Source organism: Pantoea sp. VS1 (assembly GCF_002207995.1).
Classification (GTDB): Bacteria; Pseudomonadota; Gammaproteobacteria; order Enterobacterales; family Enterobacteriaceae; genus Pantoea; species Pantoea dispersa.
The window spans coordinates 74,575-98,533 of record NZ_NHZE01000002.1; the positions used below are offsets into that span (position 1 = coordinate 74,575).

A 23,959-nucleotide genomic window follows, 5' to 3' on the forward strand; every position below is an offset into this window, starting at 1 on the left:
GCGATCAGGCATCCGCGCCTTTCTGGATCAAATACTGGTACGGCAGGCTCTCGGTCTGCTGTGCCAGCAGCTGATGCTCCATAAAGCGGCAGAAGCCGGGAATATCACGCGTGGTCGCCGGATCGTCGGCGATGATCAGCAACGTTTCGCCCGCCTGCATGGTACGCACGGTTTTGCGCACCATCATCACCGGCTCCGGGCAGCGCAGCCCAAGCGCATCAAGCGTATGGTCCGCAGCGGAAAAAGGATCGCTCATGATTCTCTGTCTTTATTCAGGGTGGGCGCTCATTCTAACGCGCTACAGCGCGCGCGCAAGGCGAGAACGATTGCGTTAAAATTAACCATTGCATTTGTTGCGCAACACGCTAAGATGCCGTCCGATTTTTTAATGTTACTGCCAATTCCTCAAAATAATTCAGGTTTCAGGAAGGCGGCAAGCCTGCTCACATAAAACCTGAAGTATGAAGAGGATGGGTTCCCTCACCCCATTACTAAAAAGGCCTTTATGATCAACTTCTCTGCTCGTCAGCGCATGCATGCGCTATTCTGGCTGTCGCTGTTTCACCTGCTGGTGATTACCTCCAGTAACTATCTGGTACAGCTGCCGGTCGCGATTTTCGGTTTCCACACCACCTGGGGTGCGTTTAGCTTCCCGTTTATTTTTCTCGCCACCGATCTCACCGTGCGTATTTTTGGCGCACCGCTGGCACGGCGCATTATCCTTGCGGTGATGATTCCGGCGCTGTTTATCTCCTACATCGTGTCATGCGTGTTTTATCAGGGCGCGTGGCAGGGCTGGGCCTCGCTGCAGGAGGTCAATCTGTTCGTGGCGCGTATCGCCTGCGCCAGCTTTATGGCCTATGCGCTGGGGCAGATCCTTGACGTGCACGTGTTTAACCGCCTGCGTAAACTGCCGCAGTGGTGGATTGCGCCTGCCTGTGCCATGTTCCTCGGCAATATCAGCGATACGCTGGCCTTCTTCTTTATCGCCTTTTATAAGAGTCCGGACCCGTTCATGGCCAGCCACTGGGTGGAGATCGCACTGGTGGATTACAGCTTCAAAGTGCTGATCTGCATGGTTTTCTTCCTGCCTGCTTACGGTGTTCTGCTCAATGCGGCACTTAAGCGCCTGGCGGAACGTTCGGCTCAGCGCCAGATGAATTTCGGCTAATTGAACGTAGACGAAACGCCACGGCACGCTAAGATTTCCTGACAAAGCGCTGATTGCTTTTAAGCACCGATTCCGTTTTGATAACGGCTGATGGAAACCTTACGAAGGGATAAGAATGCGTAAATTAGTGAAATATGCGGGCATCGGCCTGCTGGTGTTAGGCCTGGCGGCGTGTGATCAGAAGAAAGACGACACGGCGGCAAACAGCAACGGCGCCAGCGCCAGTCAGTCAGCACAGACAGTAAACCTGATGGACGGTAAGCTGAGTTTCAGCCTGCCAGCAGGCATGTCAGATAAGAGCGGCAAGCTGGGTTCGGAATCCACCAATATGCACGTGTATGCCGATGAAACCGGCCAGCGCGCGATTATCGTGATTGCGGGCGATCCGACCAATGAAGCACTGGATGCGCTGGCTCAGCGTCTGGAGCAGCAGCAGCGCAACCGCGATCCGCAGCTGCAGGTGGTGTCGAATAAAGCGGTGACGCTGAAAGACCAGCCGGCACAGCAGCTGGATACGGTGATTTCCGCCAATAACCAGACCTCCTGGTCCTCGGTTATTCTGGCGAAGGTGGACGGTAAACTGCTGACACTGCAGATCACCCTGCCCGCCGACAATCAGCAGCAGGCGCAGAGCGATGCCGATGCGATTGTGAAGAGCATTACCCTGAAGTAAGTTTGCACCAACGGTAGCGGCGCGATTTATCGCGCGTTGTTAAAAACCGCGCAATAAATTGCGCCGCTACAGAATGTGCCTCGTTTATAACCTCACCGGCGAAATATGCCAGATCTCATCCGCGTACTCCTGAATGGTACGGTCGGCGGAGAAATAACCCATATTGGCGATGTTCAGCGCCGCACGCCGCTGCCACTCTTCCGGCTGACGATAAAGCTTATCTACCTTATCCTGGGTATCCACATAACTGCGGTAATCCGCCAGCAGCTGATAGTGATCGCCAAAGTTGACCAGCGCGTCGAACAGGTTACGGTAGCGCCCCGGCTCCTGTGGGCTGAAGACGCCGCTGGCGATTTGCGTCAGCGCCTGGTGCAGTTCCGCATCCTCTTCATAGTATTTGCGCGGGTTATAGCCCTCAGTGCGCAGCTTCTCCACCTGCGGCGTGGTGTTGCCGAAGATAAAGATATTCTCTGCGCCGACGTGCTCGCGCATCTCCACGTTGGCCCCGTCCAGCGTACCGATGGTCAGCGCGCCGTTTAGCGCAAACTTCATGTTACTGGTGCCGGAGGCTTCGGTGCCGGCGGTAGAGATCTGCTCGGAGAGATCCGCCGCCGGAATGATGATCTGCGCCAGGCTGACGCCGTAGTTAGGGATAAACACCACCTTCAGCTTGTTCTTCACCTGCGGATCGTTGTTGATCACGTTGGCGACATCGTTGATCAGGTGAATGATGTGCTTGGCGACGTAATAGGCCGACGCCGCTTTCCCGGCGAAGATATTGACGCGCGGCACCCACTCTGCGGTCGGATCGGCTTTGATGCGGTTGTAACGCGTGATGACGTGCAGCACGTTCAGCAGCTGACGTTTGTATTCGTGAATACGCTTGATCTGCACGTCGAACAGCGCCTGCGGATCCAGCACGATATCCATATTCTTCGCTACCCACTCCGCGAGGCGCTTTTTGTTGGCGAACTTGGCATCGGCGATCTGTTCAATAAACGCCGGATAGTCAATGTGCGGCACCAGCTCGCTCAGCTGAGCCAGATCGGTACGCCAGGTGCGGCCAATCGCGTCATCCAGCACCTCAGACAAGGCCGGGTTGGCCAGCGCCAGCCAGCGGCGCGGCGTCACGCCGTTGGTTTTATTGCAGAAGCGCCCCGGGAACAGACGAGCAAAATCGGCGAACAGCGACTGCACCATCAGATTAGAGTGCAGCTCCGACACGCCGTTAACTTTGTGGCTTACTACCACTGCCAGCCACGCCATGCGGATGCGGCGACCATCGTTTTCGTCGATGATCGAGATGCGCGCCATCAGATCCCAGTCGTCCGGATAGTAATCCTGAATGGTCTTCAGGAAGTAGTCATTGATTTCGAAAATGATGCTGAGGTGACGCGGCAGGATCTTGCCGATCATGTCCACCGGCCAGGTCTCCAGCGCTTCGCTCATCAGCGTATGGTTGGTGTACGAGAACACCTGGCAGGTGACTTCAAAGGCGTCGTCCCAGGTAAACTTGTGCTCATCAATCAGCAGGCGCATCAGCTCGGGAATCGCCAGCACCGGATGGGTATCGTTGAGGTGGATGGCAATTTTGTCGGCCAGGTTGTCCCAGGTTTCATGCATCTGCCAGTGGCGATTGAGGATATCCTGCACCGTGGCGGAGACGAGAAAATACTCCTGGCGCAGGCGCAGCTCGCGCCCGGAGTAAGTCGAGTCGTCGGGATAGAGCACGCGCGACACGTTCTCCGAGTGGTTTTTATCTTCCACCGCCGCGAAGTAGTCGCCCTGATTGAACTTGCCGAGGTTGATTTCGTTACTGGCCTGCGCACCCCACAGCCGCAGCGTGTTGGTGGCATCGGTGTCGAAGCCAGGGATGATCTGATCGTAGGCCATAGCCACGATCTCTTCGGTCTCAACCCAGCGCACCCGGCTGCCTTCATGCTGCAACCGCCCGCCAAAACGCACTTTGTAGCGGGTGTTAAAGCGCTGGAACTCCCACGGGTTGCCGTATTCCAGCCAGTAATCCGGCGATTCACGCTGCTGGCCGTCAACAATGTTCTGTTTGAACATGCCGTAATCGTAGCGAATGCCGTAGCCGCGCCCGGGCAGGCCCAGCGTGGCCAGCGAGTCGAGGAAGCAGGCCGCCAGCCGGCCAAGACCGCCGTTGCCGAGCCCGGGATCGTTCTCTTCTTCCATCAGCTCGCTGAGGTCGAGTCCCATCTCATCCAGCGCCTGGTTGAGGTCGTCATAGATGCCCATCGCCAGCAAGGCATTGCCCAGCGTGCGCCCCATCAGGAACTCCATCGACAGGTAATAAACCTGGCGCACATCCTGCGACAGTTGCGCACGGCTGGAGCGCAGCCAGCGCTCCACCATGCGATCGCGTACCGCCAGCAGCGCGGCGTTCAGCCACTCATGCTTGTTGGCGATCGACGGATCTTTACCAATGGTAAACATCAGCTTATAGGCGATTGAGTGCTTGAGGGCGTCAACCGTCAGCGTGGGTGAGGCATAGGTGAAAGGTGCGTTCATATGCGGTATCCCAATCTCTCATTACAGCAAGCGTTGATAAAGATCGCGGTAGGCTTGTGCTGCCACCTGCCAACTAAAATCCATCCCCATCGCCTGGCGCTGAACATAACGCCAGAGTGAAGGACGGGACCATAAAACAAAAGCACGACGAATCGCGCGCAGCAGTGACCAGGCATTGCTGTCTTCGAAGCTGAAGCCGCTGGCTACGCCGTCGGCGAGGTTTTCCAGCGAGCTGTCCTGTACGGTATCCGCCAGTCCACCGGTGCGCCTGACCAGCGGCAGCGTGCCATATTTCAGGCCGTACAACTGCGTCAGACCGCACGGTTCGAAACGGCTGGGCACCATAATGACGTCCGCGCCACCGACAATGCGGTGCGAGAACGCTTCGTGATAACCAATTTGCACGCCGACGCTGCCCGGATGCTCAGCAGCTGCGGCGAGGAAGCCCTGCTGCAGTTCCGCATCGCCCTGGCCCAGCAGCACCAGTTGCCCGCCCTGTGCCAGCAGTCCCGGCAGCGCTTCCAGCACCAGATCCAGCCCTTTCTGTTTGGTTAAACGGCTGATAACGCAGAACACCGGCACTTTGTCATCAACCTTCAGCCCCATGGCAATCTGCAGCTGACGTTTATTCTCCGCTTTGCTCTCCAGCGTGTCGCGGTCGTAGCGGGCGGTCAGCAGCAGGTCGTGTGCCGGATCCCAGATGCCGGGATCGACGCCGTTGAGAATCCCGCTCAGCCGTCCTTCGCGCAGCCGCTGCTCCAGCAGCGCTTCCATGCCGTAGCCGAACTCCGGCCGGGTGATCTCCAGCGCATAGGTCGGGCTGACGGCAGTTATATGATCGGCATAAAACAGGCCGGCCTTTAGGTAAGAAATCTGGCCGTAGAATTCCAGCCCGTGCATTTCAAAATAGGCGCGCGGGATCTGGATTTCGTCCAGATGCCGCGCGGAAAACAGCCCCTGATACGCCAGGTTATGCACGGTAAACACCGTTTTCGCCGGACGTCCGCGTGCGGCGATATAGGCCGGTGCCAGACCGGCGTGCCAGTCGTGCGCGTGCACAATGTCCGGCTGCCAGTAAGTATCCAGCCCGCTGGCCAGCTCAGCCGCCATCCAGCCGAGCAGCGCAAAGCGCAGGTAGTTATCGACATAGGCAAACTGCGACGTATCGTGGTACGGGCTGCCGGGACGATCGTACAGTCCCGGCGCATCAATCAAATATATCCCCACGCCGTTGAAGGGCCCAAACAGCAAGCGGACCGGCCCGGCAAAGGTTTGCAGCTCCGCCACCACTTCGGTATCAGGAATCCCTTTACGCAGATCCGGAAACGCCGGAATCAGCACCCGCGTGTCCATACCTTCGGCAATTTGTGCCTGAGGCAATGCGCCGACGACATCAGCCAGTCCGCCGGTTTTTAGCAGCGGGAAAAGCTCTGAACAGACATGTAAAACCTGCATCCTGAACCCCTATTGTGTTATCGCCCGCGTTCCACGCGGCAATGTTCTTTGCCTTTCGTCACTTACTGACCCGCAGCGGCCAATTTGGCCAGCATGGCGCGCGTCACCAGTACGATGCCCTCTTCTGAACGGTAAAAACGGCGACTATCCTCATCCGGATTTTCGCCAATCACCATGCCTTCCGGAATGACGCAGGCACGGTCTATGACGCAGCGACGCAAACGGCACGATCGCCCGATAACCACATCGGGCAGCAGCACCGCCGAATCAATATTGCAAAACGAGTTAACGCGCACGCGCGGGAACAGCACCGAATTCACCACCACCGAGCCGGAAATAATGCAGCCGCCGGAGACCAGCGAGTTCATGGTCATGCCGTGACTGCCGGATCGATCCTGGACAAATTTGGCCGGCGGCAGCGGCTCCATGTGGGTACGAATCGGCCATTCGTGGTCATACATATCGAGTTCGGGCGTCACCGAGGCCAGATCGAGGTTGGCGCGCCAGTAAGCTTCCAGCGTACCGACGTCGCGCCAGTAAGGTTCCGCGTTTTCGTCGTTCTGTACGCACGACAGCGTAAAGGAGTGCGCATAGGCTTCGCCGCTGGCGACGATCTTCGGCAGCAGATCTTTACCGAAATCGTGGCTCGAGTCGGCGATCTGTAAATCCTCCTCCAGCAGCTCATAGAGGTAATCGGCGTTAAACACGTAAATGCCCATGCTGGCCAGCGCTTTGCTGTCGTCGCCCGGCATGGACGGCGGCTGCGCCGGTTTCTCAACGAAATCGATTACATTGTTGTCCGCATCGACTGCCATCACGCCAAACGCGGTGGCCTCATGCAGCGGTACGGGCAGACAGGCGATGGTGCACTTGGCGCCACGATCGGCGTGGTCGAGCAGCATGCGCGAGTAATCCATTTTGTAGATGTGATCCCCGGCGAGAATCACGATGTACTGCGCGTTGTAGCGGCGAATGATGTCGAGATTCTGCGTGACCGCATCGGCGGTACCGCGATACCAGTGTTCGGTCGAGGCGCGCTGCTGCGCCGGCAGCAGATCGACAAACTCATTCATCTCTTCGTTGAACAAGGACCAGCCGCGCTGAATGTGCTGCGTCAGCGTATGTGACTGATATTGGGTGATGACGCCGATGCGCCGAATCCCGGAGTTGATACAGTTGGAGAGCGCAAAGTCGATGATGCGGAACTTGCCGCCGAAGTGCACGGCAGGCTTGGCGCGTTTGGCGGTAAGATCTTTCAGGCGCGTACCGCGCCCGCCAGCAAGGATCAGGGCAACCGTCTGTGTAGGGAGCTGGCGCGCCAGCATCAGGGGGTCGTTTCTATCTAATTTCACCATGTCTGACTCCTTATGATTGCTTTAGGAACACACACACGCCGTGTGCGGGCCCGTGCCAGACAGTTGTCAGGATGGGGTTATCTTCCCCGGCGAAAGGAGGAATGGCTCGCCATTCTCCGTCTGGTAAGGCAAGGTCACTCACCGAATCCGTGGCGTTTATCGTTAGTAACCAGCGGCCGGAGAGCAGGATCTGCAATCTGTGCATCCCCTGTTCCCACTCATCCCTTTCCAGTGGTTTGCCGCTGGCATTCAACCACTGCACGTTGCCATCGCCCTCCTGCCACCAGCTGTCCTGCGTCAGCGCGGGAATACGCTGACGCAGCCGGATTAACGCGGCAGTGAAGTCGACCAGTCCAAAATCATCCTGTTGCCAGTTCAGCCAGGTGAGCGGATTATCCTGACAGTACGCATTATTGTTGCCGTGCTGGCTGTGACCGCGTTCGTCACCGGCCAGCAGCATCGGCGTGCCCTGCGCCAGCAGCAGCGTGGTCAGCAGCGCGTGCACGCTGCGCCGCCGCCGCTCGACCACATCGAAGTTGCCCTGCAGCCCTTCAAAACCATGGTTATGGCTGAAATTACTGCTGCTGCCGTCGCGATTATCTTCGCCGTTGGCCTGATTATGCTTCTGGTTATAACTCACCACGTCACGCAGCGTGAAGCCGTCGTGCGCGGTGATCAGATTAATGCTGGCGTGTGGCAGACGCGCCGCGCGCTGAAATACATCGCTGGAGCCGGCAAAGCGGCGGGCAAAATCACCGTTACTCAACTCACCGTGCAGCCAGTAGCGGCGCGCCGTATCGCGAAAATGGTCGTTCCATTCGGCGAAGCCCGGCGGAAAGTTGCCCACCTGATAGCCGCCGGGGCCGATATCCCAGGGTTCAGCGATCAGTTTCACCTGCGACAGCACCGGGCAGGCCTGCATGGCCACAAACAACGGCGCATCCTGGCGATAATCCGGCGTGCGCCCGAGCACGCTGGCCAAATCGAAACGAAAGCCGTCAACGTGGCAGGTTTGCACCCAGTAACGCAGCGCGCCCAGCGCCCAGTCAAGCACCTGCGGATCGCTGAGGTTCAGCGTATTACCACAGCCGGTCCAGTTGTGATATTCACCGTTATCGCCCAGCCAGTAATAGCTGGCGTTGTCGACGCCGCGCAGCGACAGTGTCGGGCCAATCTCTTCCAGCTCGGCGCTGTGGTTGAACACCACGTCCAGAATCACTTCAATGCCCGCCGCGTGCAGCGCTTTTACCGCCTGCTGAAACTCCTGCAGCGGCGTCTGGCCCGCTTCACCCGCCGCGTAATGCGGATGCAGCGCCCACAGCGCAAACGGGTTGTAGCCCCAGTAGTTGCTCAGGCCGAGCCGTTGCAGGCGCGGCTCGCTGGCAAACGCGGCTATCGGCAGCAGCTCCAGCGCGGTGATACCCAGCCGGCGCAGATAGCTCACCATAGCAGGATGCCCCAGCGCCGCATATGTCCCGCGTAGCCTTTCCGGAATTTCCGGATGCTGCTGCGTCAGGCCGCGAACGTGCGCCTCGTAAATCACCGTCTTGCCCCACGGCGTGCGCGGCGCACAATCGTCCTGCCAGTCAAAATCGTCGGCGATCACCAGCGATTTGGGGGCAACGCCAGCGCTATCGGCATCATCCTGCTGCCACTCTCCACCCAGCAGGCGCGCGTCGTCTGGCACCGCGCCGCATACCGCTTTGGCACAGGGATCGACCAGCAGTTTGGCCGGATTGAAACGATGACCGCGCTCTGGCTGCCACGGTCCATGCACGCGGTAGCCATAGCGCTGCCCCGGCTTTAGCGCCGGAACATAGCCGTGCCAGATGTCACCGCTACGCGCCGGCAGAGGGAAACGCTGCTCACTCCCCTGTTCATCAAACAGGCACAGCTCTACCCGCTCCGCGTGGCGCGAGAACAGCGTAAAGTTGACGCCGCGCCCGTCATAATGGGCACCCGGCGGTACCGGCTGGCCCGCCTGGAGCATCAATCGCCCTCCCGCACCAGCCACAGCGTGGCGAGCGGCGGCAGCGTCAGGCTTAACGACTGCGCGCGCCCGTGGCTGGCGATGTCATCGGTATGGACGATACCGTGATTGCGCAGATCGCTGCCGTGATAATCATGCTGGTCGGTGTTCAGCACTTCGCGCCAGCCGCCGCGCTGATTCACGCCGAAGCGATAGTTGTGACGCGGCACCGGCGTGAAGTTACTGGCGACGATCAGTTCGTTGCCCTCGCGGTCGCGGCGTACAAATACAAAGACCGAGTTTTCGTGATCGTCGACCACCAGCCACTCGAAGCCGCTGGCATCGAAATCGAGCTGATAGAGCGGCGAAAAGTGGCGATAGCTGTGGTTCAGGTCACGTACCAGTCGCTGCACGCCGTGGTGCCAGTTATCCAGCCCCTCCAGCAGATGCCAGTCGAGGCTGGTGTCGTGGTTCCATTCCCGCCCCTGGGCGAATTCATTGCCCATAAACTGCAGTTTTTTGCCGGGAAAGCCCCACATCCAGCCGTAATAGGCGCGCAGGTTGGCAAATTTCTGCCAGGTATCACCCGGCATGCGGTCGAGGATCGACTTTTTGCCGTGTACCACTTCGTCGTGCGACAGCGGCAGCACGAAGTTTTCCGTGTAGTTGTACAGCATGCCGAAGGTCATCAGCTGATGATGGTAGCGGCGATGCACCGGATCGAGCTTCATATAGTCGAGGGTGTCGTGCATCCAGCCGAGGTTCCATTTGAACCAGAAGCCCAGGCCACCATCTTCGGATGGCCGCGTCACGCCGGGATAATCGGTAGACTCTTCCGCCACGCTGATGCTGCCGGGTGCGGCGCGGCCCAGCGTGCGGTTGGTATGGCGCAGGAAGGCGATGGCTTCGAGGTTTTCACGGCCGCCAAATTGGTTAGGCACCCACTCACCCTCTTTGCGGCTGTAGTCGCGATAGATCATCGACGCCACCGCATCGACGCGCAGGCCATCAATGCCGAAGCGCTCCATCCAGTACAACGCATTGCCGGAGAGATAGTTGCTGACCTCGCGTCGGCCAAAGTTGTAGATCAGCGTATTCCAGTCCTGATGGTAGCCTTCGCGCGGATCGCTGTGCTCGTACAGCTCGGTACCGTCGAATTTGGCGAGGCCAAAATCGTCGCTGGGGAAATGGCCCGGCACCCAGTCGAGCAGCACGTTGAGACCCGCCTCGTGGGCAGCGGCGATAAAGTGACGAAACTCATCGCGCGTGCCGAAGCGGCGCGTCGGCGCGTACATGCCGAGCGGCTGATAGCCCCAGCTGCCGTCGAACGGATGCTCATTGATCGGTAACAGTTCGATATGGGTAAACCCCATCTCTTTGACATAGGGCACCAGCTGTTCGGCCAGCTCTTTGTAACTCAGCCAGAAATTGTTGTCGGTGTGGCGACGCCACGAACCGAGATGCACCTCGTAAATGGAGATCGGCTGGTCAAAGCCGTTGGCGATTTTGCGCTGTGGCTGCATCTCCAGCTTCGGCGGCAGGCCGCAGATCATCGAGGCGGTCTGCGGACGCATTTGCGCCTCGAAGGCGAACGGATCGGCTTTGATGCGCATCTGACCGTGCGCATCAATGATCTCGAATTTGTACAGCTGGCCGTTAACCGCGCCGGGGACAAACAACTCCCAGATGCCGAGCTCGCGGCGGAAACGCATCGGATGGCGGCGGCCATCCCAAAAGTTAAACTCGCCTACCACCGAAACGCGCTGCGCGTTCGGGGCCCAGACGGCGAAGCGCGTGCCGGCGACGCCATCAATGGTGGTACCGTGCGCGCCGAGCGTTTCATACGGTCGCAGGTGCGTGCCTTCGGCCAGCAGCCAGGCATCCATCTCCGCCAGCAGCGGGCCAAAGCGGTAGGCATCGTCGATCAGGTTTTGCTGGCCGTGCCAGTTGACTGCCAGCTGGTAGCGAAACAGGTTTTTACGGCGCGGGATCACGCCGCTGAAGAAGCCGCGCGAATCAAGACATTTAAGCTGGGCGCATTTGCGGCCGGTGTTAGTTTCAATCACCCAGACTTCGGATGCATCCGGTAACAGCGCACGCACTTCAAGACCTTGTGTGGTCTGGTGCATCCCCAGTACTGAGAAGGGGTCGGCATAATTCCCGGCGAAAAGGGCATTGATCGCATGGCGATCGGGAAGCTCTGACATGACTTTCTTCCTATGATTTTTTGCGCAGGCGACCGGAGAGACAGGATTGTCGCTATAGGTGCGCTGCTTTTCATGAGCCATACATACAGCAGCAAGGAAGGACACCCTCCGTGGGAAAGATCCTGGCCGTGTACAACAACTATTCCATTCGCAAAGTAAAAACAGTTAACAACCGGCACATCACTGTTAAATCATAGCTTGGGGTTGGCAGAAGCCAGGGTGGAACGCAAAAAATTGTTATCGGGCGAGCAAAAAGGGGAAGCTGATCACTTGTCGGGCGCAATTTGGGTTAAGTTTTGCACTCCCGTGGAAAGAAAAAAGGCCGGGAAACCCCGGCCTGTCTGGATTCGCGCTGCGCTTAGTCGATCAGCAAACGCAGCATGCGACGCAGCGGTTCGGCAGCGCCCCACAGTAACTGATCGCCGACGGTGAAGGCCGACAGATACTCCGGCCCCATGTTCAGCTTACGCAGACGGCCCACCGGCGTGGTCAGCGTACCGGTCACCGCAGCAGGCGTCAGTTCACGCATGGTGATGTCGCGATCGTTCGGCACCACTTTCACCCACTCGTTGTGCGCGGCCAGCAGCTGTTCGATTTCGTTCAGCGGCACATCTTTTTTCAGCTTCAACGTGAACGCCTGACTGTGGCAGCGCAACGCGCCGACGCGCACGCACAGGCCATCGACCGGAATGGTGTGACGGGTCGAGAGAATTTTGTTGGTCTCCGCCTGGCCTTTCCACTCTTCGCGGCTCTGGCCGTTGTCCAGCTGCTTATCGATCCACGGGATCAGGCTGCCGGCCAGCGGTACGCCGAAGTTGTCGGTCGGCAGCGTGCCGGAACGGGTAAAGTCAGTCACGCTGCGCTCGATGTCGAGAATGGCGGAGGCCGGATTTTGCAGCGAAGTCGCAACGTGGTCGTGCAGCATGCCCATCTGGGTCAGCAGTTCGCGCATATGGCGCGCGCCGCCGCCGGAGGCCGCCTGATACGTCGCGACGGAGGCCCACTCGATCAGGTCGTTAGCGAACAGTCCGCCCAGCGACATCAGCATCAGGCTGACGGTGCAGTTACCGCCGACAAAGGTTTTGATGCCGCTGTCGAGGCCCTGACGAATCACCTGATGGTTGACCGGATCAAGAATAATGATGGCGTCATCTTTCATGCGCAGCGTGGAGGCCGCATCAATCCAGTAGCCCTGCCAGCCGCTCTCGCGCAGCTTCGGGTAGACTTCACTGGTATAATCGCCGCCCTGGCAGGTGATGATGATATCCAGCGCCTTCAGCGCCTCAATATCAAACGCATCCTGCAGCGCACCGGTTGACTTGCCGCCAAACGTCGGCGCAGCCTGACCCAGTTGCGAAGTGGAGAAGAAGACCGGATTGATCACATCGAAATCGCGTTCTTCGCTCATACGTGACATCAGCACAGAGCCGACCATGCCACGCCAACCAATAAAACCTACATTCTTCATTTTCTGTCCGTCTCAGGAACTCGGGCCGGGGCCTGGGTGGTGCGAAAAAAGACCAGCGCCAGCAACGCGCCAGTCTGCGTAATAATCAGGTTTACCTATGACCCACAACTCTACAAAATGCAGCACTTCTGGCAAGTGAATTAATTCGATTGCGCTAACTTTTTCAGCAGTACAACTTATAACGGCTGTGGCCGACCTGAAGGGATGGTTTACCTCTGATGACTGAAATGATATCCGCGACCATATTGTTGCTGTTGATTATGGACCCGCTGGGCAACCTGCCGATTTTCATGTCGGTGCTGAAGCACCTGGAGCCGAAGCGCCGCCGCGTAGTGCTGATGCGCGAGATGCTGATCGCCTTGATTCTGATGCTGCTGTTCCTGTTCGCCGGTGAACGCATCCTGGCGTTTCTTAATCTGCGCACCGAAACGGTATCGATTTCCGGCGGCATCATTCTGTTTCTGATCGCCATTCGCATGATTTTTCCGTCCGGCGAGACCAGCACCAGCGGCCTGCCCGCCGGCGAAGAGCCGTTCCTGGTGCCGCTGGCGATCCCGCTGGTCGCCGGGCCCTCGCTGCTCGCCACCCTGATGCTGCTGTCACACCAGTATCCCAATCAGATGACGCACCTGGTCGGCGCCCTGCTGATTGCCTGGGGCGTCACGGTGGTGATTCTGCTGATGTCCGGCCTGTTCCTGCGCCTGCTGGGGGATAAAGGCGTCAACGCGCTGGAGCGATTAATGGGCCTGATCCTGATTATGCTGGCGACGCAGATGTTCCTGGACGGGATTCGGGTTTACCTGAAACTGTAATGTTTCGCATGCTGGCGGCTCCGATAAATAATACCAGGCAATAGCATGAGTCAACACATGTTATTGCCTGGTATTCTATAGACAACATTCAGGTTCACAACACGCGTTATCCGTTTTATCGTAAAATCGCTATTTTACGTGTTTTTCGACAGTGAACAGTTTGCGGTCTCTCATCATTTTTGTGGTGGTTAGAATAAAATGGCGCTGACCCTCTTACTAAAATCCATAAAGAATGGATTGATTAAGACGTTTGATTATAGTGGCAAAGATAGCCGCTTATACTACATCATTTTTATGATGTTCCAGATTATCTGGTTTTGTTGTTATCTCAGTGTGTTCGCTTCATCCACGAATGAAATAGCATGGATTCCTTTACTGCTTTTCGTTCTGCCATCGCTGGCTTGTGGCAGCAGAAGAATAAACGATGCAGGATATTCACGGGGAGTGTTTATTCTTTTGATCGTTGCGCCTTATTTACTGTTTCCCTTTCTGGCTTTTCCTGCATCAGTAAAAAAAGAATAAAACGGGCCGGCCCGTGTAGGGGTTCCTGGTGCTTGCATATTTATATGAGGTGAGGATTAGTGCGCCAGTGGAATATTTTGAATGACTATTTATGACGCCACGCTGCCCGTTGAGTGTTTGCGGTCGCCATGAATGGCGACCCTACAAGATTATTGCGCGTTTTTACAGAGGGCGCATTTATGGGGGAACCCTTGACCGTTGAGCGTTTACGGTCGCCATGAATGGCGCCCCTACAAGATTATTGCGCGTCTTTCTGAGGGCGGATTTATTGCGCCCTCTGCAAGGTTATCGCGTGTTTTTTGTAGGGTGCGCATTTATGCGCACCGGCATCAACAGGACGATGGTGCGTAACCGATCGTCATTGATGACCACCGATACGCATGCCCCGTTATTTCTGCTTCTTCTCAATCGTTTTACCCGACCAGTAACCCGCCAGCAGCGAACCGGAGAGGTTGTGCCACACCGAGAACAGTGCGCCGGGCAGCGCGGCCAGCGGTGAGAAGTACAGTTTGCCCAGCGTGGCCGCCAGTCCGGAATTCTGCATACCAACTTCCAGCGCCAGCGTGCGGCAGGTGGATTCGTCAAAGCCAAACAGCTTGCCACCCCAATAGCCGCCGAGCAGTCCAATGGCGTTGTGCAGGATCACCGCCGCGATCACCATCAGCCCTACCGAGCCGATAAAGCCCTGGCTACCGGCGACCACCGCGCTAATGATCAGCAGAATACACACCATCGAAAACGCCGGCAGATACGGCTCAACGCGGCGCACCACGCTGTTCATGGAGTGGTGAATAATCAGGCCAAGCCCAATCGGGATCACCACGATTTTGACGATGCTGAGCAGCATGCCCACCACATCGACCTGAATGTGGGTATCTACGTAGAAGCGCGTCAGCAGCGGCGTCGCGAACACGCCCACCAGCGCCGAAACCGACGAGATGGTCACCGACAGCGCCACATCGCCCTTCGCCAGATAAATCATCACGTTCGAGGCTGTCCCGCTGGCCACGCTGCCAACCAGAATCATCCCGGCGGCCAGATCCGGCGGCATCTGGAACAGTTTCGCCAGCGCCCAGGCCGCCAGCGGCATCACCAGATAGTGCAGGAACGTGCCGGCAATCACCGGTGCCGGACGCACCAGCACGCGTTTGAAATCGTCAATGTTGAGCGTCACGCCCATGCCGAACATGATCAGCATCAGCAGGTAGGTTACCCACGGCCCGATGCCGAGGAAGGTGGACGGCGAATAATAGGCTGCAACGGACAGCAGTACGGCCCAGAGCGGAAACAGGCGGGTGAGTTTGGCGAGCATGAAGAAATGTCCTTAGCGTTTTACTTAATTGGTTTTTTGCCACAGATGAAACGGCGCGCGGGGAACGACCGCAGCGACCTGCGCCGGATCATAACATTTCATTATCATAAGCGTGGCCGACGACAGAAAATGCCTATCGGCTGCTAAAGATCGCCAGGCAGGCATAGGCATTCCGCTGGCATTTGTCCGAAATAGCGTCAGGCTGAACGGCAGAGATAAAAAAAGCCGGACATTGTCCGGCTTCAGGTGGCTTATGCGTCAATTAAGATTCGAACAGATTCTTATGCAGCGCGCGCACCACCTCTTCCGCGTCCGGCGTTGGCACCAGGAAGCACAGGTTGTAGCTGCTTGCGCCGTAGCAAATCATGCGCAGGTTAAACGGCTCCAGCGCGCCGAACACCTCTTTGCCGACACCGCAGGCTTTCGACAGGTTGTTGCCAATGATCGCCACCAGCGCCAGATTCTCTTCCACTTCTACCCGGCACAGGGAAGAGAGCTCGGTCAGCAGCGCCTGGGTCAGCAGACTGTCGGCGGTGCTGGTCGAACCGGTGGTATCCAGCGTCAGCGCCACGCTCACTTCCGAGGTGGTAACCAGATCAACCGAAATACTGTGGCGTGCCAGGATGGCAAACACTTCCGCCAGGAAGCCGTGCGCGTGCAGCATATTCAGGCTGTGCAGCGTCAGCAGCGTCTGTTTGCGCCGCAGTGCCAGCGCACGGAACAGCGGCGGATTTTTAGTCTCGTTGCAGACGCGCGTGCCGCCCGCCGCCGGATCTTTACTGGAGCCGACAAACACCGGAATATCACTGCGCACCGCCGGCAGCAGCGTCGCCGGATGCAGCACTTTCGCGCCGAAGATCGCCATCTCCGCCGCTTCTTCAAAGGTGATCTCTTCGATGCGTTTCGCCTGCGGCACCACACGCGGGTCGGTGGTGTAGATGCCCGCCACGTCGGTCCAGATATCCACACGCGTCGCCTGCAGCGCTTCGCCGAGCAGCGCAGCGGTGTAATCGCTGCCGCCGCGGCCCAGCGTGGTGGTGCGGCCTTTGCCTTCGCTGCCGATGAAGCCCTGCGTGATCACCAGCGCTTCTGCGGTGCGCGGCTGCAGCTGAGCCGCTGCCAGCGTTTTCAGCTCGGCTACATCCGGCTCGGCGCGGCCAAAACGGTCGCTGGTGCGCATCACTTTGCGTACGTCAAACCACTCGGCATTCACCTGGCGCTCGCGCAGGATCTCCACGAACAGCAGGCTCGACATCAGTTCGCCGTGGCTCACCAGCTCATCGGTCAGCGCGGTCGAACGGGCTAATGCCGCCCCTTCCGCCAGCATGATGATGTTCTCCAGCATGCGATCAATCTCCTGACGGATGACGTCCGGCGACTGCAGGCGATCGATGATGGCATATTGAATAGTGCGGATTTGATCCAGCAGATAAGCGCGCTGCTCGAGTTCCTGGCCTTCAGCCAGCGAAACCAGCAGGTTAGTCACACCCGCCGAGGCAGAGAGCACCACCAGACGGGTATTGGCATCAGACAGCACGACGTCCGCGCTGCGGTTCATGGCATCGAAATCGGCAACGCTGGTGCCGCCAAATTTTGCCACGATCAACGATTGAGACATGTAACAAAACCTCGTGTCAGGTTATCTCCTCCCATTCGCGGAAGAGAAGATCAGGTAACAGCCTTGGCACAAGAGAAGAGCAGAATTGGACAGACAAGATCAGGAGATGAGTCACCAAAAGCACTTCACCTTGCGAAACGTCCGACTGCGGACGCTTCTGGTGACAACCCAGAGGATTCAGCCCCTGCAGCCGACAGCACAACACTCCGCGTGTTGCACCACCTCGGCGTCGCACCCCCTGATGTGTTCTCGCCGGATACGGATCCTCAAACACACTGCCTGGGCGACGCGCCTCTTCTGGCTTGCACCCGGAGGTGCAAGTCGCGCGCACAAAATACTGATTAATTGTTCCGCTGTCCAGCCTTGCGGCGCCGGGAAAATTCATTTTTACACTTATGCAGCGCATTGCTAAACAAACCCGGCAGCCGCCAGCCGCCTAAAGTAGTCAGCGGTGCGAAAAAACCGGTGTTTTGCTGATGCCGCGCAGAGTAATGCGCGGCGAACCGGCCGACAATCGCCGCCGGATTTAACTGAAACGCTGCGGCTGGCGTCACAAATTTTTTCCTTTCAGTTGCAACTGTGGTCATACTGAAACGCGTGCAAGCCGTAACAAATGCTCAGCATGCCGGGCCAGACAGGATGCGCCCGGATGGAATGACGGTTCTTATATCAACAAGAGTGTTGCCATGAAAAATATCAATCCGACACAAACCGCAGCCTGGAAAGCGCTGCAGCAGCATTTTGATCAGATGAAATCGGTAGAGATTGCCGACCTGTTTGCGCAGGATGCCGATCGTTTTGCGAAATTCTCTGCCACCTTTGATGATCAGATGCTGGTGGATTTCTCAAAAAACCGCATCACCCAGGAAACCCTCGACAAACTCCAGGCGCTGGCGAAAGAGACCGATCTGGCGGGCGCCATCAAATCCATGTTCTCCGGTGAGAAGATTAACCGCACCGAAGATCGCGCCGTGCTGCACGTAGCCCTGCGCAACCGCAGCAATACGCCGATTCTCGTGGATGGCAAAGATGTAATGCCGGAAGTGAACGCGGTGCTGGCGAAGATGAAAGCCTTCTCAGAGCGCATCATCAGCGGCGAGTGGAAAGGCTACACCGGTAAGCCGATTACTGACGTGGTGAACATCGGTATCGGTGGTTCAGACCTCGGCCCATTCATGGTGACCGAAGCGCTGCGTCCGTATAAAAACCACCTCAACATGCACTTTGTTTCCAACGTTGATGGCACGCACATTGCCGAAACGCTGAAACCGCTTAGCCCGGAAACCACGCTGTTCCTCGTGGCGTCGAAAACCTTTACCACGCAGGAAACCATGACCAACGCCCACAGCGCGCGCGACTGGTTCCTGAACACCGCCGGCGATCAGCAGCACGTGGCGAAGCACTTTGCCGCGCTCTCAACCAACGCGAAAGCGGTCGGCGAATTTGGTATTGATACCGCCAACATGTTCGAGTTCTGGGACTGGGTCGGCGGCCGCTACTCACTGTGGTCCGCGATTGGTCTGTCGATCATCCTGTCCATCGGCTTCGAAAACTTCGAACAGCTGCTGAGCGGCGCGCATGCCATGGACCAGCACTTCGCGAACACGCCGGCGGAGCAAAACCTGCCGGTGCTGCTGGCGCTGATCGGTATCTGGTACAACAACTTCTTCGGTGCCGAAACCGAAGCGATTCTGCCGTACGACCAGTACATGCACCGTTTTGCCGCTTACTTCCAGCAGGGCAACATGGAGTCCAACGGTAAGTACGTCGACCGCGACGGCAACCCGGTGGATTACCAGACCGGTCCGATTATCTGGGGTGAACCCGGCACCAACGGGCAGCACGCGTTTTATCAGCTGATCCATCAGGGTACCAAGCTGATTCCATGCGACTTCATTGCGCCGGCGCAGACCCACAACGCGCTGGCCGATCACCACCAGAAGCTGCTTTCCAACTTCTTTGCTCAGACCGAAGCGCTGGCGTTTGGTAAAGCCCGCGAGGTGGTAGAGAAAGAGTTTACCGATGCCGGTAAATCGGCGGAGTCCGTCGCGCACATCGTGCCGTTCAAGGTGTTTGAAGGTAACCGCCCGACCAACTCGATTCTGCTGCGTGAAATCACTCCGTTCAGCCTCGGCGCGCTGATTGCGCTGTACGAGCACAAGATCTTCACTCAGGGCGCGATTCTCAACATCTTCACTTTCGATCAGTGGGGCGTTGAGCTGGGCAAACAGCTGGCTAACCGCATTCTGCCGGAGCTGGAAAACGATGCGCAGATTAACAGCCACGATAGCTCCACCAATGGCTTAATTAATCGCTACAAATCCTGGCGTTAATTTCACGCCCAGGCTCATCAGGCGGCAGCACATGCCGCCTTTTTTTTGTTCCGATCAACTGCCCCGCCGCAAATAAGCGGATTTTGCTGCCACGCTGCGGTTAGATAATTCTTAAAATGCCCTAAGGAAAATCGGAAGATGCCATCATTCGTGGCGGGCTTATCTGATAAAAAATGGATCTGATTTGTCCACCTCGCCCACCTAAGCAACTGATTAAATTTACCTTTCTATTTTAACCCTTTCAGGAAAATCTGATTATTCCTATTCCGTGCCATTTTTTAATGCAAAAGTGAAAAATGCTGCTGTGCTATAACGTCCTGCGCAAATATTCCAGCCAGCGAAAAAAGCGCAATTAAAAAAAGCAGCTAACGCCAATTCGCCTTATTTATCACCAGAAATGTCCTGCTTAATCCCCCTCTTTTTCTGGCGCTGAACTCTGGTAATTTGTTGCCCTATACTGAACGCGCCTTCAAGGCTGCCCTGAATACTTCCCCGCTGTCGCCCGGCGGCCCGGGAAACATTATTGCGCGCTGACCACGGTTAGCCAGCTGCATGCGGCCCAGCGGCCATCGGACGGCAGCGTACGGTATGACGGGTAATATCCTTCATTCACGTTTTATCAAGATGCAGGAAACGTTGTTATGAAAAAACTGATGGTTGCCGGTGCAGCCTTACTTTACGTTGCCGTTTCTTCCGCTGCGATTGCCGCACCGGAAGAAGCCGGTGCTGCAGCAGGCGCGCAGGCGGGAGCAATCTCGACCGGTGCGACCACCGCTGTGGGTATCGGCGCACTCGGTGCGTTAGTGGGTCTCGGCGTTGCCGCTGCTGGCGGTGGCGACGGTGCAAATACCGGTACAACAACCACTACCACAACGAGCACCACTCGTTGATGTAGCACCTTTAAACATAACCACACAGTCGTGTGGTTATTTTTTGTTTTTTTGCCTCTATTGAGACAGGGATACACAGTGCGCCGACTCTCTTTGCTGCTTCTTTGCCTGTTGCTGCAGGCTTGCACACAAACGCAAAAAGGCCTCGAACAGACCGTGATGCTGGCCATCAGCGGTCCGGACGATGTCACCGTCAGCGATGAACAAATCGCTAATCTGCCCTATGCCAGCCTGTATGCGCGCGTCGACAACGGTCCGCGCATCTTTGTGGTGCTGGGCTACCTGGAAAACGGCCAGCAGAAATGGGTGACCCAGGATAAAGCCATGCTGGTGATGCAGCACGGCCGCCTGGTGAAAACCCTCGGCCTGCGCGACAACCTGCAGGCCGTCAGTAACCTGGCGCAGGATCCGCTGGCCGATGCGCTGCGGCTGCAAAATGGCGCGCAGTGGACGCGCGTCGTGCAGTGGCGCGAGCAGGACAACGTGCGCGCCGCCACCGCTCACTCCACCTTTCAGCGCGGCGACGATGAAGTGCTGAACCTCGCCGGCGAGCGGGTGCCCTGCCGCGTCTGGCACGAAACGGTAGAGATGGAGAGCCCCGGCGTCAGCTGGCAGAACACCTTCTGGATCGATAACCGCGACGGTACGGTGCTGCAGGCGCAGCAGATGCTGGCGGCTGACCAGTTCCCGATTGCAACCACCCTTCTGAAGCCGGCGAAATCATGAAAAAAATCAATCTCTTGCTGGCGACACTCGCCCTCACGGCGGCCAGCCATGCGCTGGCGGATAGCCAGGTGACGGTACACCCTGCGCACGATCAGCGCAGTTTCCAGATCGATCATGCCAGCACCCTGAGCGAACTGGTAACGAACCCGGCGCTGCACAGCTGGTGGCCGGGCACGGTGATTGCCGAACGCGGTGCGACCGCCGTGGCGCAGCAGCAGCACGCTCAGCTGCTGGCGGATCTGCGCGCCTGGCAGGCCGACAGCGGTACTTCACTGGCCGCAACCATCGGCAGCGTAATCCAGCAGCTCAGCGCCCTGCAGGTTACCGGGCGCCAGTTTACTTCGCTCGATCCCGACTGGGTGCGGCTGCGTCCGGAAGCCAACCGTAAACTGCAGGGCAGCTACGACCTGTACATCGTGGCAGCGCCGACGCAGGTACGGGTGATGGGCGCACTCAGCCATCCCGGCAGTGAGAGCTGGCAGCCAGGACGCACGGTGCGTGACTATCTCGCGCCGCATGCGCGTTTATCGGGTGCCGAACGCAGCGTGGCCACGGTGATTGCGCCGTCAGGTGAGACGCAGCAGGTGCCGATCGCTTACTGGAATCAGCGGCATGTTGAAGTCGAGCCTGGCAGCATCATCTGGCTGGGCTTTTCCACATGGAGCCTGCCCTGGGGCCAGCCTGATTTGAATGCGCGCATGCTTTCCGTTCTGACTCACCGGATGCCAGACTGATGAAAAAACAATTACTCCTCAGCCTGTTGGCTGCTTCTGTCGCCGCCGCATGCCAGGTGCAGGCGGAAACCTGGCCGGAACCGGTCGGTCCTTCACAATCTGATTTTGGCGGCGTGGGCCTGATGCAAACCCCGACCGCGCGCATGGCAAAAGAGGGCGAATTTAGCCTGAACTTCCGCGATAACGATCAATATCGCTACTATTCTGCGTCATTGCAGCTGTTCCCGTGGCTGGAAACCACGGTGCGCTATACCGACGTACGCACCCGCCGCTACAGTGCGGTGGAAGGCTTCAGCGGCAACCAGAGCTATAAAGACAAAGCCTTCGACCTGAAGCTGCGCCTGTGGCAGGAGAGCTTCTGGCTGCCGGAAGTGGCGGTGGGTTCGCGCGATTTGGGCGGTACCGGCCTGTTCGACAGTGAATATCTGGTGGCGAGTAAAGCCTGGGGGCCGTTTGATTTCAGCCTCGGCCTGGGCTGGGGCTATCTCGGCAACAGCGGCACTATCAAAAACCCGTTCTGCTCCTACAGCGATAGCTTCTGCAGCCGCACCGGCGGCGGTTCGGCGGGTTCCATTAACGGCTCGCAGATGTTCCACGGTCCGGCGGCACTGTTTGGTGGCATCGAATACCAGACGCCGTGGCAGCCACTGCGTCTCAAGCTGGAGTATGAAGGCAACGATTATCAGGACGATTTTGCCGGCCGGCTGGAGCAGCGCAGTAAGGTCAACGTTGGCGCAATCTATCGCCTTACCGACTGGGCGGATATCAACGCCAGCTACGAGCGCGGCAATACCTTTATGTTTGGCGTGACCGTACGCACCAACTTTAATTCGTTACACCAGTCGCACCTTGATAGCGCAAAACCGGCTTATCAGCCACAGCCGCAGGGCGATCTGCTGCAGCCGACGGTGGTCGCTAATCAGCTTACCGATCTGAAATACAATGCCGGACTGGATGGTCCGCGCATCCAGACCAAAGGCCGCACGCTGTACGTCTCCGGTGAGCAGACCAAATATCGCGACACGCGCGAAGGCGTTGACCGCGCTAACCGCATTATCATGAACAATCTGCCGGCGGGCATTGATACGATTGAAGTCACCGAGTCGCGTTTTAACATGCCGCAGGTCACCACGCGCACCGATGTGGCCAGCCTGAATAACGAACTGCGCGGCTATCCGCTCGGTCACGAGCAGCCGCTGCAGCAGACGCGTGAAGAACCGATCGATCCGGGCACCACCGAACAGGGCTATTTCATCCGCAAGGATCGCCTTAACTACAGCCTGTCGCCGGTGCTGAACCAGTCGGTCGGCGGTCCGGAAAGCTTCTACATGTATCAGCTCGGCGTAATGGGCAATGTCGATTACTGGCTGACCGATCACTGGCTGATTGGCGGCAGCCTGTTTGGCAACATCGCCAATAACTATGACAAGTTCAACTACAACGGCGCGCCAGCCGACTCGACGCTGCCGCGCGTGCGCACCCACATTCGCGACTACGTGGAGAACAACGTTTACGTGAATGATCTGCAGGCCAACTACATGCGCTATCTCGGCAATGGCTTCTACGGCCAGGTGTATGGTGGCTATCTGGAAACCATGTACGGCGGCGTGGGCGGCGAGCTGTTGTTTCGCCCGGTGGACAGCAACTGGGCTTTCGGTCTCGATGCGAACTACGTGAAGCAGCGTGACTGGGACAACATGATGCAGTTCACCGATTACAAGGCGCCCACCGGGCACCTTACCGCTTACTGGCGTCCGTGGTTCATGCAGGATGTGCTGGTGAAAGCCAGCGTCGGTGAATATCTGGCGAAGGACAAAGGGGTCACGCTGGATGTGTCGAAGCGCTTTGACAGCGGCGTGATGGTCGGCTTCTACGCCACCAAAACCAACGTGTCAGCCGAAGCGTATGGCGAAGGGGATTTCACCAAAGGTTTCTATATTTCGATTCCGATGGATCTGTTTACCGTCACGCCAACCCGTGGCCGTGCGCAGGTGAACTGGGTGCCGCTGACGCGTGACGGTGGTCAGATGCTGGGCCGTAAGTACCAGCTGTACGATCTGACCTCCGATCGCGATGCGCGTTTCAATTAAATTGCAGCGCGGGTAGAACCCGCGCCGGTTTTAAAAAACGCGCGATGAATCGCGCCGCTACAGAGTGTGCACGTATTTGTAGCGGCGCAATT

General features: G+C 57.7%; 18 protein-coding genes and 1 riboswitch. Of the genes, 9 read left to right on the top strand and 9 right to left on the bottom strand.

Going from position 1 to position 23,959, the window contains the following annotated elements; translation table 11 throughout:
- Positions 1-4: 4 nt before the first annotated feature.
- Positions 5-256 carry a sulfurtransferase TusA gene (gene tusA / locus CBW22_RS00390; RefSeq protein ID WP_021508017.1) on the bottom strand — a complete coding sequence of 84 codons (252 nt, stop codon included), beginning with the start codon at positions 254-256 and terminating at the stop codon, positions 5-7.
- A 249-nt stretch (positions 257-505) separates the two neighbouring features.
- Here tusA and CBW22_RS00395 point away from each other — a divergent pair, with 249 nt between their 5' ends.
- On the top strand, positions 506-1,171 hold the full coding sequence (locus CBW22_RS00395) for a 7-cyano-7-deazaguanine/7-aminomethyl-7-deazaguanine transporter (RefSeq protein ID WP_021508018.1): 666 nt from the start codon (positions 506-508) through the stop codon (positions 1,169-1,171).
- Positions 1,172-1,286: 115 nt separating this feature from the next.
- Positions 1,287-1,844, top strand: a complete 558-nt coding sequence (locus CBW22_RS00400; RefSeq protein ID WP_088515735.1) for a DcrB family lipoprotein — start codon at positions 1,287-1,289, stop codon at positions 1,842-1,844.
- Between the two features lie 84 nt (positions 1,845-1,928).
- On the opposite strand, the gene glgP is transcribed toward CBW22_RS00400, so the two are convergent.
- The 6 genes from glgP to asd all read right to left on the bottom strand — a co-directional run bounded on the left by glgP (position 1,929) and on the right by asd (position 12,830).
- Positions 1,929-4,376 carry a glycogen phosphorylase gene (glgP, locus tag CBW22_RS00405; RefSeq protein ID WP_058769996.1) on the bottom strand — a complete coding sequence of 816 codons (2,448 nt, stop codon included), beginning with the start codon at positions 4,374-4,376 and terminating at the stop codon, positions 1,929-1,931.
- A 21-nt stretch (positions 4,377-4,397) separates the two neighbouring features.
- The gene (glgA, locus tag CBW22_RS00410) at positions 4,398-5,831 is read right to left on the bottom strand and encodes a glycogen synthase GlgA (RefSeq protein WP_058757589.1); all 1,434 of its coding nucleotides are present in this window, start codon (positions 5,829-5,831) and stop codon (positions 4,398-4,400) included.
- A gap of 62 nt (positions 5,832-5,893) precedes the next feature.
- The gene (glgC, locus tag CBW22_RS00415) at positions 5,894-7,186 is read right to left on the bottom strand and encodes a glucose-1-phosphate adenylyltransferase (RefSeq protein ID WP_058757590.1); all 1,293 of its coding nucleotides are present in this window, start codon (positions 7,184-7,186) and stop codon (positions 5,894-5,896) included.
- A 10-nt stretch (positions 7,187-7,196) separates the two neighbouring features.
- Positions 7,197-9,176 (bottom strand): glycogen debranching protein GlgX, encoded by a 1,980-nt coding sequence (gene glgX, locus CBW22_RS00420; protein WP_088515736.1) that lies wholly within the window; start codon positions 9,174-9,176, stop codon positions 7,197-7,199.
- Positions 9,176-11,362 (bottom strand): 1,4-alpha-glucan branching enzyme, encoded by a 2,187-nt coding sequence (glgB, locus tag CBW22_RS00425; protein WP_058757592.1) that lies wholly within the window; start codon positions 11,360-11,362, stop codon positions 9,176-9,178. The genes glgX and glgB overlap by 1 nt, the downstream gene beginning before the upstream one ends.
- 358 nt (positions 11,363-11,720) lie before the next feature.
- Positions 11,721-12,830 carry an aspartate-semialdehyde dehydrogenase gene (gene asd, locus CBW22_RS00430; RefSeq protein ID WP_088515737.1) on the bottom strand — a complete coding sequence of 370 codons (1,110 nt, stop codon included), beginning with the start codon at positions 12,828-12,830 and terminating at the stop codon, positions 11,721-11,723.
- Positions 12,831-13,048: 218 nt separating this feature from the next.
- Between asd and CBW22_RS00435 the strand changes: the two genes are divergently transcribed.
- A complete protein-coding gene (locus CBW22_RS00435) occupies positions 13,049-13,642 on the top strand; it encodes a YhgN family NAAT transporter (protein ID WP_031279795.1) in 594 nt (197 codons plus the stop codon).
- Between the two features lie 198 nt (positions 13,643-13,840).
- On the top strand, positions 13,841-14,164 hold the full coding sequence (locus tag CBW22_RS00440) for a DUF805 domain-containing protein (RefSeq protein ID WP_088515738.1): 324 nt from the start codon (positions 13,841-13,843) through the stop codon (positions 14,162-14,164).
- Positions 14,165-14,552: 388 nt separating this feature from the next.
- Here CBW22_RS00440 and panS read toward each other — a convergent pair whose 3' ends face one another.
- Both panS and lysC read right to left on the bottom strand, forming a co-directional pair.
- A complete protein-coding gene (gene panS / locus CBW22_RS00445) occupies positions 14,553-15,476 on the bottom strand; it encodes a ketopantoate/pantoate/pantothenate transporter PanS (protein WP_021508027.1) in 924 nt (307 codons plus the stop codon).
- A gap of 262 nt (positions 15,477-15,738) precedes the next feature.
- Complete coding sequence (lysC, locus tag CBW22_RS00450; RefSeq protein WP_088515739.1) at positions 15,739-17,094, bottom strand: lysine-sensitive aspartokinase 3; 1,356 nt, start codon at positions 17,092-17,094, stop codon at positions 15,739-15,741.
- A 110-nt stretch (positions 17,095-17,204) separates the two neighbouring features.
- Positions 17,205-17,399, bottom strand: a riboswitch (Lysine riboswitch).
- A gap of 381 nt (positions 17,400-17,780) precedes the next feature.
- Between lysC and pgi the strand changes: the two genes are divergently transcribed.
- The 5 genes from pgi to CBW22_RS00480 all read left to right on the top strand — a co-directional run bounded on the left by pgi (position 17,781) and on the right by CBW22_RS00480 (position 23,867).
- Positions 17,781-19,427 carry a glucose-6-phosphate isomerase gene (gene pgi, locus CBW22_RS00460; RefSeq protein ID WP_021508030.1) on the top strand — a complete coding sequence of 549 codons (1,647 nt, stop codon included), beginning with the start codon at positions 17,781-17,783 and terminating at the stop codon, positions 19,425-19,427.
- Between the two features lie 641 nt (positions 19,428-20,068).
- Complete coding sequence (gene yjbE, locus CBW22_RS00465) at positions 20,069-20,317, top strand: exopolysaccharide production protein YjbE (protein WP_021508031.1); 249 nt, start codon at positions 20,069-20,071, stop codon at positions 20,315-20,317.
- 78 nt (positions 20,318-20,395) lie between these two features.
- Positions 20,396-21,043 carry a YjbF family lipoprotein gene (locus CBW22_RS00470; RefSeq protein WP_058757594.1) on the top strand — a complete coding sequence of 216 codons (648 nt, stop codon included), beginning with the start codon at positions 20,396-20,398 and terminating at the stop codon, positions 21,041-21,043.
- A complete protein-coding gene (locus CBW22_RS00475) occupies positions 21,040-21,777 on the top strand; it encodes a capsule biosynthesis GfcC D2 domain-containing protein (protein WP_088515741.1) in 738 nt (245 codons plus the stop codon). Before CBW22_RS00470 ends, CBW22_RS00475 begins: the two co-directional genes overlap by 4 nt.
- Entirely contained in the window at positions 21,777-23,867 is a 2,091-nt protein-coding gene (locus tag CBW22_RS00480; protein ID WP_088515742.1) for a YjbH domain-containing protein, read from the top strand. The genes CBW22_RS00475 and CBW22_RS00480 overlap by 1 nt, the downstream gene beginning before the upstream one ends.
- Positions 23,868-23,959 lie beyond the last annotated feature (92 nt).

What these genes read in the sequence shown, in the direction of transcription:
- tusA (WP_021508017.1), bottom strand. Translation starts at nt 256, where the DNA reads ATGAGCGATCCTTTTTCCGCTGCGGACCATACGCTTGATGCGCTTGGG.
- CBW22_RS00395 (WP_021508018.1), top strand. Translation starts at nt 506, where the DNA reads ATGATCAACTTCTCTGCTCGTCAGCGCATGCATGCGCTATTCTGGCTG.
- CBW22_RS00400 (WP_088515735.1), top strand. Translation starts at nt 1,287, where the DNA reads ATGCGTAAATTAGTGAAATATGCGGGCATCGGCCTGCTGGTGTTAGGC.
- glgP (WP_058769996.1), bottom strand. Translation starts at nt 4,376, where the DNA reads ATGAACGCACCTTTCACCTATGCCTCACCCACGCTGACGGTTGACGCC.
- glgA (WP_058757589.1), bottom strand. Translation starts at nt 5,831, where the DNA reads ATGCAGGTTTTACATGTCTGTTCAGAGCTTTTCCCGCTGCTAAAAACC.
- glgC (WP_058757590.1), bottom strand. Translation starts at nt 7,186, where the DNA reads ATGGTGAAATTAGATAGAAACGACCCCCTGATGCTGGCGCGCCAGCTC.
- glgX (WP_088515736.1), bottom strand. Translation starts at nt 9,176, where the DNA reads ATGCTCCAGGCGGGCCAGCCGGTACCGCCGGGTGCCCATTATGACGGG.
- glgB (WP_058757592.1), bottom strand. Translation starts at nt 11,362, where the DNA reads ATGTCAGAGCTTCCCGATCGCCATGCGATCAATGCCCTTTTCGCCGGG.
- asd (WP_088515737.1), bottom strand. Translation starts at nt 12,830, where the DNA reads ATGAAGAATGTAGGTTTTATTGGTTGGCGTGGCATGGTCGGCTCTGTG.
- CBW22_RS00435 (WP_031279795.1), top strand. Translation starts at nt 13,049, where the DNA reads ATGACTGAAATGATATCCGCGACCATATTGTTGCTGTTGATTATGGAC.
- CBW22_RS00440 (WP_088515738.1), top strand. Translation starts at nt 13,841, where the DNA reads ATGGCGCTGACCCTCTTACTAAAATCCATAAAGAATGGATTGATTAAG.
- panS (WP_021508027.1), bottom strand. Translation starts at nt 15,476, where the DNA reads ATGCTCGCCAAACTCACCCGCCTGTTTCCGCTCTGGGCCGTACTGCTG.
- lysC (WP_088515739.1), bottom strand. Translation starts at nt 17,094, where the DNA reads ATGTCTCAATCGTTGATCGTGGCAAAATTTGGCGGCACCAGCGTTGCC.
- pgi (WP_021508030.1), top strand. Translation starts at nt 17,781, where the DNA reads ATGAAAAATATCAATCCGACACAAACCGCAGCCTGGAAAGCGCTGCAG.
- yjbE (WP_021508031.1), top strand. Translation starts at nt 20,069, where the DNA reads ATGAAAAAACTGATGGTTGCCGGTGCAGCCTTACTTTACGTTGCCGTT.
- CBW22_RS00475 (WP_088515741.1), top strand. Translation starts at nt 21,040, where the DNA reads ATGAAAAAAATCAATCTCTTGCTGGCGACACTCGCCCTCACGGCGGCC.
- CBW22_RS00480 (WP_088515742.1), top strand. Translation starts at nt 21,777, where the DNA reads ATGAAAAAACAATTACTCCTCAGCCTGTTGGCTGCTTCTGTCGCCGCC.